The 12,957-nt window shown below is 40.5% G+C and carries 12 protein-coding genes and 4 pseudogenes; 10 read left to right on the top strand and 6 right to left on the bottom strand.

What is annotated here, in order from left to right; all coding sequences use genetic code 11:
- Positions 1-24 precede the first annotated feature (24 nt).
- A complete protein-coding gene (leuB, locus tag ANSO36C_RS26405; RefSeq protein WP_251957091.1) occupies positions 25-1,113 on the bottom strand; it encodes a 3-isopropylmalate dehydrogenase in 1,089 nt (362 codons plus the stop codon).
- 60 nt (positions 1,114-1,173) lie between these two features.
- On the opposite strand from leuB, the gene ANSO36C_RS26400 reads away from it, so the two are divergent.
- Positions 1,174-1,635 (top strand): PIN domain-containing protein, encoded by a 462-nt coding sequence (locus ANSO36C_RS26400; protein ID WP_251957090.1) that lies wholly within the window; start codon positions 1,174-1,176, stop codon positions 1,633-1,635.
- Positions 1,619-2,098 (top strand): hypothetical protein, encoded by a 480-nt coding sequence (locus ANSO36C_RS26395; RefSeq protein WP_251957089.1) that lies wholly within the window; start codon positions 1,619-1,621, stop codon positions 2,096-2,098. Before ANSO36C_RS26400 ends, ANSO36C_RS26395 begins: the two co-directional genes overlap by 17 nt.
- A 65-nt stretch (positions 2,099-2,163) precedes the next feature.
- Here the strand turns inward: ANSO36C_RS26395 and ANSO36C_RS26390 are convergent, their stop codons facing one another.
- Entirely contained in the window at positions 2,164-2,772 is a 609-nt protein-coding gene (locus ANSO36C_RS26390; protein ID WP_251957087.1) for a hypothetical protein, read from the bottom strand.
- A 475-nt stretch (positions 2,773-3,247) separates the two neighbouring features.
- Here ANSO36C_RS26390 and ANSO36C_RS26385 point away from each other — a divergent pair, with 475 nt between their 5' ends.
- The 4 genes and pseudogenes from ANSO36C_RS26385 to ANSO36C_RS26370 all read left to right on the top strand — a co-directional run bounded on the left by ANSO36C_RS26385 (position 3,248) and on the right by ANSO36C_RS26370 (position 6,798).
- Entirely contained in the window at positions 3,248-3,730 is a 483-nt protein-coding gene (locus tag ANSO36C_RS26385) for a pentapeptide repeat-containing protein (protein WP_251957085.1), read from the top strand.
- A gap of 64 nt (positions 3,731-3,794) precedes the next feature.
- Positions 3,795-4,960: pseudogene (gene purT / locus ANSO36C_RS26380) on the top strand (formate-dependent phosphoribosylglycinamide formyltransferase).
- 535 nt (positions 4,961-5,495) lie between these two features.
- Complete coding sequence (locus tag ANSO36C_RS26375) at positions 5,496-6,440, top strand: hypothetical protein (protein ID WP_251957081.1); 945 nt, start codon at positions 5,496-5,498, stop codon at positions 6,438-6,440.
- 163 nt (positions 6,441-6,603) lie between these two features.
- The gene (locus ANSO36C_RS26370; protein WP_251957079.1) at positions 6,604-6,798 is read left to right on the top strand and encodes a hypothetical protein; all 195 of its coding nucleotides are present in this window, start codon (positions 6,604-6,606) and stop codon (positions 6,796-6,798) included.
- A 194-nt stretch (positions 6,799-6,992) separates the two neighbouring features.
- On the opposite strand, the gene crtH is transcribed toward ANSO36C_RS26370, so the two are convergent.
- Positions 6,993-8,483: a carotenoid isomerase gene (gene crtH, locus ANSO36C_RS26365; RefSeq protein WP_251957077.1), complete on the bottom strand. Its 1,491-nt coding sequence runs from the start codon at positions 8,481-8,483 to the stop codon at positions 6,993-6,995.
- Between the two features lie 572 nt (positions 8,484-9,055).
- Between crtH and upp the strand changes: the two are divergent.
- From upp to ANSO36C_RS26350, 3 genes and pseudogenes are all read left to right on the top strand, one after another.
- A pseudogene (gene upp, locus ANSO36C_RS26360) lies at positions 9,056-9,760 on the top strand (uracil phosphoribosyltransferase).
- A 72-nt stretch (positions 9,761-9,832) separates the two neighbouring features.
- Complete coding sequence (locus tag ANSO36C_RS26355) at positions 9,833-10,156, top strand: hypothetical protein (RefSeq protein WP_323374517.1); 324 nt, start codon at positions 9,833-9,835, stop codon at positions 10,154-10,156.
- A gap of 147 nt (positions 10,157-10,303) precedes the next feature.
- Positions 10,304-10,573, top strand: a complete 270-nt coding sequence (locus ANSO36C_RS26350) for a YggT family protein (protein WP_194042243.1) — start codon at positions 10,304-10,306, stop codon at positions 10,571-10,573.
- A 199-nt stretch (positions 10,574-10,772) separates the two neighbouring features.
- Here the strand turns inward: ANSO36C_RS26350 and ANSO36C_RS35125 are convergent.
- Positions 10,773-11,096: pseudogene (locus ANSO36C_RS35125) on the bottom strand (biotin carboxylase); the annotation flags it as partial.
- A gap of 273 nt (positions 11,097-11,369) precedes the next feature.
- Here ANSO36C_RS35125 and ANSO36C_RS26345 point away from each other — a divergent pair.
- Positions 11,370-12,001 (top strand): annotated as a pseudogene (locus tag ANSO36C_RS26345) (hypothetical protein).
- A 551-nt stretch (positions 12,002-12,552) separates the two neighbouring features.
- Here ANSO36C_RS26345 and ANSO36C_RS35120 read toward each other — a convergent pair.
- Positions 12,553-12,762 carry a hypothetical protein gene (locus ANSO36C_RS35120; RefSeq protein ID WP_410174638.1) on the bottom strand — a complete coding sequence of 70 codons (210 nt, stop codon included), beginning with the start codon at positions 12,760-12,762 and terminating at the stop codon, positions 12,553-12,555.
- Entirely contained in the window at positions 12,753-12,938 is a 186-nt protein-coding gene (locus ANSO36C_RS35115; protein ID WP_410174637.1) for a hypothetical protein, read from the bottom strand. The genes ANSO36C_RS35120 and ANSO36C_RS35115 overlap by 10 nt, the downstream gene beginning before the upstream one ends.
- Positions 12,939-12,957 lie beyond the last annotated feature (19 nt).

Genomic DNA, 12,957 nt, shown 5'->3' with positions numbered 1-12,957 from the left:
CAAATTGCCTAAGTTGCATTTTAATTATTTTTTTTCAAGAGCTAAAATCAGTGCATCGCCCATAGCGCGGCAACCTAAAAGGTTTTTTCCTGGAGAAATTATATCCCCGGTGCGATCGCCTTGTTCTAAAACTTGCAATACGGCTTGTTCGATGTTATCTGCTGCTTTTGGTTGGTCTAAACCGTAGCGCAACATCATCGCCGCACTCAAAACCTGGGCGAGAGGGTTAGCTTTATCAAGTCCGGCAATATCTGGGGCGGAACCATGAACCGGTTCAAACACACCAGGCCCAGAAGCACCCAAACTAGCTGAGGGTAACATTCCAATACTACCTGTGAGCATGGCAGCAGCATCAGAGAGAATATCACCAAACAAATTGCCTGTGACGATAGTATCGAATTGCTTGGGAGCGCGTACTAACTGCATAGCAGCATTATCTACATATAAATGAGAGAGTTCGATATCTGGATATTCCGCAGAAAGTTGGGTGATGCGATCGCGCCACAGCTGAGATACTTCTAATACGTTGGCTTTATCCACCGAACAAAGTTTTCCACCGCGTTTACGTGCCGCTTCAAACGCCACCCGCCCAATGCGTTCGATTTCCGATTCGGTGTAAACCATTGTATTTACACCACGTTTTTCACCACTTTCTGTGGCAAAAATTCCTTTGGGTTTACCGAAGTAAATCCCACCAGTGAGTTCACGCACCACCATAATATCCACGCCTTCCACAACTTCGCGTTTCAAAGTCGAGGCGTCGATTAGCTGGGGTAAAATTTTCGCTGGGCGCAAATTGGCAAATAATCCCAAACCTGCACGTAGCCCTAACAAACCTGCTTCTGGGCGTGAATTGGATGGCAGGGAATCCCACTTGTAACCACCAATGGCAGCGAGTAAGACAGCATCACTGTTACGGCAACTATCTAGAGTGGCAGATGGTAGAGGTTCGCCTGTGGCATCAATTGCTGCACCACCGATGGGGGCTTCTTGGAATTCAAACTTTAGATCAAATTGCTTCCCTACGACTTTCAGCACGTCTACCGCCACTGCCATAATTTCAGGGCCAATGCCATCGCCGGGAAGTAGAGTAATGCGGTAGTTTTGGGTCATAGCTGGTGATTACTGGGTAAATGCTTGCAGATTAAATATCATACCTAGCAAAATGTACCGATGGAGTTTTTAATTTATTTAGATGTATGTTGTCTGAATCGCCCTTTTGATGACCAGACACAAGAACGGATTTTTTTAGAAGCCGAGGCAGTGCTTCGCATTTTAGCTATTATTCAAATGGGTGATTGGCGGCTGCAAGGAAACGAAACCTTTGATGATGAGCTTCGGAATACTCCTGAAGGAGCAAGAAAACGGCAGATGCAGATTTGGGCTGCTTTAGCAATAAGTAAAGTGAACATAACTCAACAAATCGCGTTTCGTGGTGGGGAACTTGCCCAAATGGGCTTTAAAGATTACGATGCATTGCATATTGCTTGTGCAGAAGCTAGCAATGCCGATGTTTTGCTCACAACTGATGACAGAATGTTACGTTTGGCTGTAAGGCACAAAGACTTGCTACAAGTGAGAGTAGAGAACCCCCTTCAGTGGCTCAGAGAGGTTGCAAATGATCGATGTGAGTAAGTTGACTCAGACTGAAATTCAGCAATTAGGCATAGATACGCTGAGTTTAGCTCTTGGCCCAGCAGGAATGGGGCTATTTATGCATCAATTCGATTTAGGAAGCGGTGATTACACGCGAGATAAAGATGAAATATTAGGAAATCCTACTATTGAGCAAATAGTTGCCCGAATCAAAGAAAGGCGGATCTCGCAGGTTGAAAGTTCAAATGTTCTGCCCAAAGTTACAAATATGAAAATGCTAGATGTAACTCAACTTACTCAAGCTGGGATTAGGCAACTAGGAATAGAAGCGCTAACTAAAACCCTTGGGCATGCTGGCATGGCGCGATTTATACAGCAATTTGAAATAGGTAGTGGAGATTACACACGAGACAGGGATCAAATCTTGGGAAATCCGACTATCGATGAAATCTTTGCTCGCATTGAGGAGCAACGAAAACAGCAGGAGAACGGCGAAAAGTAGAAAAGTTTTATCTGGTAGCGATCGCCTAGACTTGATAATTTAGATAATCGCTACGTTATATTACCTTATGATCTGTTCCAAACCTTGATGAAGGCAATCACTGAATGTCCACAAGCATTCATCATTACTCCATTTACCGTACCACCGATCGCAGACCCGATAAAAGGCATAATTGTGGCTACGTTGACTAAAGTTTTTTCGCCTGCTTTGGAGATTAACTTAATTCCCAAAGCTTTGTTTATCTCAGCAAAAGTTTTACCAGGAATGGACATTAAAGTTTTTTGAATAGCTTGTGATCCTACTTGAGTTCCTAATTGATTAGCCAGTTCAGATACACTCACTCCAGCCGCAGCAGCTAAAACTGGTACTCGTGCAGATTCGCTTCTTGTATCAATGCCATAAAGAGCAAAAAGAGCTGATGCTAGTTTTATATTGGAATATAAAGTAATCGTAATATCAGTGGGTATTCCAGCTAGTCCTATGAATCCACTGAAAATACCGTTGCCTACTGACCAAGCGGTTGACTCTAATATCATTAGGTTGGCAATATTATCTCTATTACCTACCCAATAAAAATTGTTGGCAAAAGATTGTCCCCATTGTCTACCATCTTCAATAGCATAAGCAATAGCTTGCGCGATCGCAGGCATATTCATAATCGATTCAAAATCCATACAGCTTTTACCTGATTATCTGAGAAGACATAGAGATTTACAGTTTTAGTATTCCCAATAGCAAAAAATAAATATTAGTATTATTTAAAGCTTTGATGAAGTTGTGTAAGTAATACCCATTACACAAAGTAGCTTTATATAAAGCCACTTTCAATTTCGGAAACCAGACTTAAAAAAAAGTTGTATAAAAAGATTAGATCATACCAATTTAATGTGAGGTTGCACATATTTTGATCCCCCTAAATCCCCCTTAGAAAGGGGGACTTTGATAAATGTTTTTCCGGTTCATCCCTTATTAAGAAGGGCTAGGGGGGATCGAATTCTATGCAGTTTCATAAAAAATTGGTATCAACTGTTAATTAATCATAAGCCGCACCCCAGCAGCGATGGTAAAGTAATTAGTAACTTGGATTATTATTTGACTAAATAATCTGTTATGTTTTATTAGCAAAACTATCACTACAATCTAAAAATCATGTTAAATATCCCTAATCAAGACTTACGTTACACAGCTATTCAGTTTTTAGAACAAAGTCCCTCACAGCGTCTACAAATTCTTAAGCAATTGGGCATAGCTCGTTATGATTTTTTAACTAAAATAAGATTAAATGAAGCAAATATCATTTGTATGATGCGATTTTTTCAATATCCAAGTCAGCTAAAGTTTCCTAATCTTATAGGAGCAGATTTATCTGGGTTGATTTTAGATGGTGTAAACTTCATCCGAGGAAACTTATCAGGGGCAAATCTGCAAAATAGTAGTTTAGTCAATGCAGACTTATTATTTGCAAATTTTACAAAAGCTGACTTGAGAAATGCTGATTTACGAGGCACAACTCTTAACGAGACTATTTGGGTAGAGACTCTAGTTGATAAGTGTCAGCTTGGCGAAGGTACTGGTCTAAATGAACTGCAACGTCAAGATTTACAACTACGCGAGGCTAGATTTAATTCTTGAAAAAATGGTAATGAAAACACAAAAAATTATAAGATGATTAAATTGAAATTGACTGGATAAGTTAATGAGTATTAAGTTGCCCCAAAAATTGATGTTGCTGGGTTCAGGAGAACTAGGCAAAGAATTTGCGATCGCTGCTCAACGTCTTGGTAATTATGTGATTGCCGTTGATCGCTACGCCAATGCTCCAGCTATGCAAGTTGCTGATGCTTATGAAGTTATTTCTATGCTCAGTGTTGATGATTTAGAAGCTGTAGTGACAAAACATCAGCCAAATGTAATTATACCAGAAATTGAAGCAATCAGAACAGAAAAACTAATCGAATTTGAGCAGCGAGGAATTACAGTTATACCGACTGCGGCTGCTACTAACTATACAATGAACCGCGACAGAATTCGGGAACTGGCACATCAAGAATTGGGCATCAGAACAGCTAAATATGGTTATGCAACAACTCTAGATGAATTGATTGCAGTTTCTGATGAAATTGGGTTTAGTAATGTTGTTAAACCTGTGATGTCATCCTCTGGTAAAGGTCAGTCTGTAGTGCAGGATAAGAGTGAAGTTGAGAGGGCTTGGAATTATGCGATCGCTAATTCTAGAGGAGACAGTCAAAAGGTCATCGTCGAGGAATTTATTAATTTTGAAATCGAAATAACTTTACTAACAATTAAACAGTGGAATGCACCGACAATTTTCTGTTCTCCTATTGGTCATCGTCAAGAGAGAGGCGATTATCAGGAGTCGTGGCAACCCGCAGAAATTTCTGAAGATAAAATATTAAAAGCTCAAGAAATAGCTATAAAAGTCACCGATGCTTTAGGAGGAGCCGGAATTTTTGGTGTTGAATTTTTCATTACCAAAGATGAAGTGATTTTTTCGGAACTTTCTCCCAGACCTCACGATACGGGAATGGTGACATTAATCTCACAAAACTTAAATGAATTTGAATTACATTTAAGAGCTATTTTAGGCTTGCCAATTCCTCATATAGAACAGCTAGGATCATCAGCCAGTGCGGTAATTTTAGCTTCTGAAAAATCCGATTCTATTGCTTTTGGTGGTGTAGCCGATGCTTTGTCAGAAAAAGAAGTAGATATTAGATTATTTGGTAAACCTAATGCTCATCCATATCGGCGAATGGGTGTAGTCTTTGGCGAAGGGTGTGAATGTTCAAGAAGCTAGGAAAAACGCTACTAAAAGCTGCAAGTAAAATCACAATTATCTAATTACTCTAGGGGCTTATAGCGGTTCCCATTCAGATGCGGTACAAAATAATATCGCAAGGTGTAGGGAACATACCGTGCCCCTACGGATGTACCTTACGTAAGCGAGAAACACTATAGCGATCGCAGCATTAGCTTTGACAGTGGAGCCAAACAGGAGCAAACTTAAGAAACTAAGTAGAAACCAGCTAAATTTTACAATGTTTTCTTTAGCTGTGAGTAGCATCAGCGATCGCGTTGTCTGTGTAAGGAAGATTCTTGAAAAACAAAAACCGCCCGCCATTAAAGCACAATTGTAAAAAGTTTTGTAAATTATATGCTTACACGAAAAAGCATCTGTTACAACAAGTGTTTAATTTAACCAGTGTATGAGGATTGCGTGATACTCTATGGTTAGTAAGTAGTATCTTTTAAACTTCCATCATACAGAAGAAAATAATTTAATTAGGACGCATTTGGCTTTTTAATTATTTCCATACAGATGATTTAATTCTGCTAAATAAGTATTAACTTTGTTTGGGTACAGGTAAATATGTCTATGAGAGTTTCCCCTATTCACAAATTCACCAGATGGAAATTTTGTATATTAGCCTGTACTATCAGTTTCACTATTAGCGGTTGTACGCCTGAAAAGAGAGCAATCCTGCGAGTACTGCTGAGAATTTTCGCGATCAAGCAGCTGATTGCTATTGCATCGGTAAAGGAAATTTATCAACTGAATAATATACCTATAGATGATGATTTAGTTGTTGATCAATTACTAACTGATGCCAGTATTGAATTCGGAACTATTAAAGAAGTAAATAGAATTATCACCGGAGAAAGCCAGCTAAATACCCAGTCATCAGATGTTGATCAAACACTCGACACTTTAAAAGCAGAATATGATACAGCCGTTGAAGTATTTAACAAGCTGGAAATAATTGATTATGAAAGTAAAAAGATAGTTGCTAAAACTGCCCAGCCAGCAAGATGTCTAACAGTAAAAATGCTACTTTTAGCCAAAAGAATTCAAGAAAGACCACCAAGACCAATGGATTGGCAACGGGTAATCATCAGTTCCAGACTAAAACATCTTAGTGAAGAGTATAGAAAATTAAATATATCCTCACAACCAGAAGCACAAGAAATTAAGCGTCAAGTTGCTGAACAAATAGATGATTGGCGAAAAGTTAACTTTTCGGAACAACAAAGTTTGAATGAATCGATTTATAAGCTTTTGGCAGCAGCTGACACTGGACGAAAACTCTCACAACTTATTGATGATTACCCTAATCTTAATTTTGAAGTTATTGCTGCTAGGGTTACTCAGATTCTTGGGGTAGCTACAAGTTTCACTGGTAAGGATTACAATTCAACGCTTGCAAGGATTAACACTATTGAAAGAGAAATTAACACAGATGAAGTGCTGAGGGAATTCATGAAAGAAATATCTCTTAGAAATAGGCAGATACAACCACCAAATTCTAACTTATGTCAATAATGTTTAGGGTGCAACTAGGAATGGATAATGTTAACAACTTAAGTGAATATGTAAAAATCTACTTGAGTTAAGACTTAATTCTTTGCCAAGGTATTTTTTTGACGACTGCAAAGGAAGAGAAGGAAGAAATGCTGAAATGAGCTGTTATTAGAATATATACATCATGGCCACGGATAAAATTTTAGATACTTTTGCAGAAATAATTTCTCAGCTTAAAGAAGTTCCTGACAATAAAATCGATTTAGAACACCTCAATAATACAGAAGAAAAATTACAAGATATTCTGTCTCAGCTTCAATTTGAACTTTTAAACGCGCAACATCAAAAAAACTGGGAAAAATCAAAAAATTTAAGTTAGGAGTTAGCGAATGCCAACTTACTCTCAATAAGATAAGAGCAGCAATTATAAATGTTAGTATCATCGGCATAAATCAAAATAATCTGGCACAGATGCAGAAAATATTAGAGGAAATCGAGACTGCACGTAAAACTCAGGTAAACATAGATTTGGCTATCCGTTTACTAGGTTTTTTGCGTCGGCTGTTCCTATAATCACAATCCTAAATCTACGGCAATACGGTGGGCGCAAGCAAACCCAGAAAAAGCGACTGCATTCAACCCTTGACCAGGAAAGGTACTATCTCCTACACAATAAAGTCCTGGAATAGCTGTGCGATTAAAGGGCATCTTTAATAACCCCCACAACTTACGCCGAGGAATTGGCCCATAAGTGCCATCTTCACGACCCAAAAAGCGGCGATGGGTGCGCGGTGTCCCTACTTCTAAATAATCCAACGCGGCGTCTAAACCGGGAAAAATTTTCTCTAGGCGGTCAATAATTCGCCAAGCCGCCTCTTCTTTCTTCGCTTCGTACTCACTTGGAGAAAGTTTTTGCCAATCATCAATCCAGTGAGGCGTGAAGGCATGAATAATGTGATACCCACTTGGTGCTAAATCTGGGTCAAGTAATGTGGGAATCGAAACAAAAACTGTACCTTCTGCTGCTGTCATCTTTTGCCAATCTTCTAGCAAAATATGGTGGCACTCTGTCCCCGCAGGTAAAACTGACTCCTTTACGCCGATGTGCAAACTCAAGAAGCTGGGAGATTTTTGATAATTTTGTTGCCACTTCCTCTCATTATGTGGCATTTCTCTTGCTGGTAATAATCGTTCAAATGTATCCCAGCGTGTAGCATTAGAAACTATGCGTTTACCCCGATACACTTTACCATTAGCCAGTTGCACACCTACCGCTTTTCCCTGTTCTGTGAGAATTTTGCTTACTCTAGCTTGATACTGAATCTTACCTCCAGCCTTCTCTAGACCTTCCACCAGTTTTTGGGCAATTTGTCCCACTCCGCCTTTAGGATAGTTAACTCCGCCATAATGTCTGTCAGAAAAGACCATCCCAGCATTAATCATTGGTGTCATATCTGATGGAACTACCGACCAGCAATAACATTCCATATCGATAAATTTCATTAATTGCGGGTCTTTGATGTAGCGCCGTGCCACATCCCCGGCATTTTGAGGCAGATACTTAGCCAAACCGAGACACGCCAAAGGATGCTGGAAAAATACCCGCAGTAGATACCGAGGTTCTTCCAGCGACAACAAATCCATGCTGTTGAGGCACTTGAATACTTTTTGGCATTCGTCATAAAAGCGACGAATCCCCTGTTCTTCATGGGGAAAATGAGCAATAAGATTTTGCAAAAATTTCTCATAAACCCGGTCAACCTTCAGGTCTAAACCTTGGGGTAAATGATAGTGAATCTGTACCGGATCTGCGATCGCTTCTTGGCTGACATTTACAGCTGATAATGCGCGTGTGAGTAAATTAGTAGTGCCGTTTTGTCCCAGTCCAAAAATCATTGATGCCCCAACATCAAATCGATAGCCTTGGCGTTCAAAATAACCAGCACTACCACCTGGAATCAAATAACGTTCCAGTACCAACACTTTTGCTCCCTTCGCCGCTAACTGGGTCGCTGTTACTAATCCACCAATCCCAGACCCAATTACGATCGCATCAATTGTCATTTGTCATTTGTCCTTTGTACTGAGCGTATCGCTAAAGCGTAGCGTCTCGTAGAGAAGTATTTGTCCTTTATCTGGGAGCATCCCAATTTTGCAAATTTACCAAATTAGAACTAGTCATTGCGAATGGAGCAAAGCGGAATGAAGCAATCGCAAAGTCTAGCGGCTGCGATTGCTTCTCTTCTCTGCGAGAGGCTACGCCAACGAGACGCTCCGCGAACGCTTCATTTCATTACGCTCGCAATGACAAAATATGTTTTTACAGATTTGGGATGCTCCCCTTTGTCTAGAGTCAATATTTAATTTAACTAATGACAAATGACCAATGACTAATGATTAATCAAAAAAAAAGAGGGACGAGCCTGCTACTGCTGGCTAATCCCGTCTGCCGATCCTTAAAAGAGAGGAGAACACTTTATAAGAATATAGCCTTGATTGAGAATTAATGTCAACTATTAATGAAAAACTTTATCAATAAATTTGAGACTACTAATTTTTTAGCTATCAGCCGGATACAGGAAAGAGTATTATGGTGTTTCAGTTCTTGTACAATAAAAAGGCGCCTATTTCTGGCTATGACGCTACAATTGCGCGTTTACGTTCCACCCCATCCCCTAATCAAACACTGGCTGGCAGTTGCCCGTGATGCTGGCACACCTTCAGTATTATTCCGTAGTGCCATGACTGAGTTGGGAAGATGGCTGACTTATGAAGCTGCACGAGACTGGTTGCCGACCCAAGAAATAGTGGTGCAAAGTCCTTTAGATACTTGTCCAGCAACGGTGATTGATCCGCAAGTGCCTGTGGCAGTAGTACCAATACTGCGGGCTGGATTAGGATTACTTGAGGGAGCGCAGACGTTACTGCACCTGTTAGCATACGATTTACCACCTTGGCTATGGCGTCGAGTACGAAGAGACACTACACCTGCATTGTTATCTGACAAGTCCTAGTAACCACAAAGTGTGACCAGTCGCCCAAACACGAGTGTTAAGTACGCGATCCATGTTAGCAACAGGAGGGTCATCTATGGCAGGCAATGCAGAAGTGAGCACAGACGGGGAGTGCTGATCCAGACGTGACGAAGGATGTGTGTGTAGTACGGCTCCAGACGCCAAACAGCATTGCAAAAAACTGAGTGACGCTTATCATGTTGTACTAAGTTACACAAGTGCTACTATAGATGTGATGAAAATACTGAACATCAAGGAGGTATATTGATTACCGGATTGGGAGCTCGCAGCGATCGCATCTTGGGACTTAAGCTAGTATGCAGCTAGGCGCATGGCAATCGCATAACTACTGTACTACTTACTGTAAAAGTTGCAAGGTTTGTTGAAGGTGGTAAAGATATGAGTCAGCGAGATGGTTTTGGCAGTGGTTTTATAGCAGGGGCATTTGTTGGTGGCGTATTTGGCGGTGTCATAGGGGCACTGATTGTTTCTCGACGCGATCCCCAATTGCTAGCAGAAGACGAGATAGAACTGACAGATAGCCAAGCTGAAGCTAAAAAAATAGCAGCAAAGCGCCGTCAGATGAAAGCCTCAGAAAGTGAGAGCAACGGCATAGAAACGGCCCGGCGATCGCTAGAAGATAAAATTGCCCAGCTAAATGCCACAATTGATGAAGTGCGAAATCAACTAGAAATGTTAATAGCGTTCACAAGCAAGCAATGACCGCTCCCTCACAAGACTCCTGAAGTTTGTTCAGGCGTGGTGAAAGTGTCAAGTGTGGTAAATCGGAATCCGCAAACACTTTTGACTTTGGACTAATTAAAATAAAGATAAGACGCGTTTGACACTTAGTAGGAAACAAAGCTATCCATGAGTTTACTGATTACGACACTAATCACCTTTGTCAGCTTTTATAGCTATTTGCTAATTATCCGGGTTTTATTAACCTGGTTCCCGACAATCAACTGGTATAACCAGCCATTTGCCGCTTTAGCCCAGATAACCGATCCTTATCTGAATCTATTTCGTTCAATTATTCCCCCATTGGGCGGTATGGATTTTTCGCCGATCTTAGCTTTCTTGGCACTTAATCTAGTTAGTGGGCTTCTGAGTGCCATTCCAGCTAGTCTGCCCTTATAGAAAGAAAGATTTTGATTACTACCTTGGTAAAGAATTGTATAGAGACGTTAAGTATACAAGCGTTTCTACGATTTTTTACGAATTACTAATTAACCCAAGTTGCTAGTTATCAAAAAATACCATTATGCGACACTAACTAGCAACTTACGTTAATTACCTAGCCTGTTTCTCACCTTTGGCGAGTACTACGAATTAAGAATTACTTACGCACTTGACCGCTAAAACCGGCAGCCTTGAATTGCTTTAGCTTCAACGGAGTAGGCTGATTAGAAGGTACAGAAATCCTCAATTCAAAATCGCTAATGCCTGGTGGCAACCTCGCTAATAGAGCCTAAGCGAGTGCGGTTTTGCATTACCGAGTCATTATGGCATCATAGATGCGGCCAAAATATCTGCGTCATAGACTGTTTTATAGTGCCATTTTCTGCTTTGCCATGACAAGAAAGCAACTGGCTGCCGCACTTCCACTACTGATAACAGCCCCTTGTGCTAGTTCTGGTGGACATTTTATAAATACATCAAATGTTTAATCTGGTGTCAGGGCTTATACTGGGGAGCGACGCGCCACGATAAAAAGGTGATAAATAGCAAGGAAATAAGTGGCCGTGAGTGAGCGCAACTGCATAAAAGACCCCGTGACATCTAATAATTATTTAACTTATAACCTCAGCTACAACATAGGACTAATCCGTATTCTCTACTTCCTTCATGTTTATATTTACCTACAGGGGGATTGGAGACTTTAATTTAACATTTGCAATAATTAGGGAAATAAACCCTTAATTGCGATTATCTTATGACTCCAGATGAGATTGAAGTAGCTATGTTCGCAGCCTTAATGATTGTGATGGCAGCAAGCTGTCCTCTCACTGACACGCAGAAACAGATATTACTGCAAGTGATGGAACAAATTCAGGGAAATTCTACCTTTGGGATGTCAAATATTGCTAACCCTTTAGATGAACTTACCTCAGAGGAGTTAGAAGCATTTTTACAATTTGTTAAGGATGAAGAACAACGTAACCGCACTTGGAAAGTGCAATTACTCAACGACTGGTTACTAGGAAACGACTCTGGAACAGTACAATTTATTCGGCAACGCTATGGTTTACAGTGGCTGAATCGTGTTGAGTCATATCATTTGATAAATATTCTTATTTTGAGGATGCACTAAAGCTGAGAGTAGGCGATCGCATTGAAGTTTCTAATGCATTATGGGAATGGGTACAAGAGGATGGGCCTTGTAAGCGTGAATGGTTTCCCTGTATGGTGATTAAGGTCGAGGAAATTAGCGATGTCTACGATGGGCTACGCCTACGCAACGATTCTTCTACGAATTGCGTCGTCCGCTTCTTCAACGGTGCTGAGTACGAAATTCAAGGCATCTACGAATGGAATCGCTACAATTGGCGCTGGCCTCAAAAGTAGTGAGGAATCAAGACTAAATTTCATTAGGGACTTCCATTGAAGAAGAATTCAGAAGTCAGAATTCAGGAGTCAGAATCAAGACGCGACTCGAAAATAACTCGCTAACGCTCCGCTATCCGCCACTCGCACAGAATTCATTCTGAATTCTGACTCCTGACTCCTGAATTCTGTTTGATAAAAAACATCCCAAAACTGATGCAAAAACCCTTTCTATTTTTCCTCTCTCTGTGTCCTCTGTGCCTCTGTGGTTAGTTCATTTGGATAATTTATTTTTTAGAAATCCTGTAGACATATTAAAAAATTAAATATGCGTTATCCAGAACCCTTGTAGAGACGTAGTAGTGCTACGTCTCTACATTCTTTTCACTCACTTCGTTCAAATAAAAATCATCACATGCAGCAATGCAACACCAATATCCAACATCCAAAATCCGAAGCTAAACTATGGTGTTGGGGAGTTTTTTTTTGCGAGTTTGCCTCCTTTAATATCCAGCAATTGTGCCAATTCAGTTGTATTTAATGATTTGACGAGACTCAATCCAAGAGACTTACTAGAAATACTTTGAGTGTAGGTGGCGTTCAGATAGGGGGTGTATTGCGGCTTTCCTACAATGTATGTTTGGAAGAAAGGTAAACTCAAAACATTCATATAAACGACGCGCTTGAGAAGCATCGCCAATCATATCAGCAGGTAATGCTACTTGTTGATTTGCAGGGTTGCCGTTGCCAATGGTGGAAAAGTGTGTGCCACCTACAAGCATGACGAGATATTTTTGCGAATTCGCCAACCAGGAAAAAGGTAAAATTTGCTCGGATAAAGCTGGTGCAACGTATCATCACTACTACTGACAATCATCACTGGAGTTTTGATTTGACTTAAGCCAGCTTTGCCGAAAATCGAACTAGTAATGGGATTAACTGCGATCGCAGCTTTCACTCTCTCATCCCGCAGGTTA

It is taken from the genome of Nostoc cf. commune SO-36 (assembly GCF_023734775.1).
In the GTDB taxonomy this organism is placed as follows: Bacteria; Cyanobacteriota; Cyanobacteriia; order Cyanobacteriales; family Nostocaceae; genus Nostoc; species Nostoc commune_A.
Note: the sequence above shows the minus strand (reverse complement) of the source record. Positions and strands in the feature narration are given on the sequence as shown.

Bases quoted from the DNA above. Each gene is read 5' to 3' on its own strand.
- leuB (WP_251957091.1), bottom strand. From the start codon at position 1,113: ATGACCCAAAACTACCGCATTACTCTACTTCCCGGCGATGGCATTGGC.
- ANSO36C_RS26400 (WP_251957090.1), top strand. From the start codon at position 1,174: ATGGAGTTTTTAATTTATTTAGATGTATGTTGTCTGAATCGCCCTTTT.
- ANSO36C_RS26395 (WP_251957089.1), top strand. From the start codon at position 1,619: ATGATCGATGTGAGTAAGTTGACTCAGACTGAAATTCAGCAATTAGGC.
- ANSO36C_RS26390 (WP_251957087.1), bottom strand. From the start codon at position 2,772: ATGGATTTTGAATCGATTATGAATATGCCTGCGATCGCGCAAGCTATT.
- ANSO36C_RS26385 (WP_251957085.1), top strand. From the start codon at position 3,248: ATGTTAAATATCCCTAATCAAGACTTACGTTACACAGCTATTCAGTTT.
- ANSO36C_RS26375 (WP_251957081.1), top strand. From the start codon at position 5,496: ATGAGAGTTTCCCCTATTCACAAATTCACCAGATGGAAATTTTGTATA.
- ANSO36C_RS26370 (WP_251957079.1), top strand. From the start codon at position 6,604: ATGGCCACGGATAAAATTTTAGATACTTTTGCAGAAATAATTTCTCAG.
- crtH (WP_251957077.1), bottom strand. From the start codon at position 8,483: ATGACAATTGATGCGATCGTAATTGGGTCTGGGATTGGTGGATTAGTA.
- ANSO36C_RS26355 (WP_323374517.1), top strand. From the start codon at position 9,833: ATGAGTCAGCGAGATGGTTTTGGCAGTGGTTTTATAGCAGGGGCATTT.
- ANSO36C_RS26350 (WP_194042243.1), top strand. From the start codon at position 10,304: ATGAGTTTACTGATTACGACACTAATCACCTTTGTCAGCTTTTATAGC.
- ANSO36C_RS35120 (WP_410174638.1), bottom strand. From the start codon at position 12,762: ATGCTTGTAGGTGGCACACACTTTTCCACCATTGGCAACGGCAACCCT.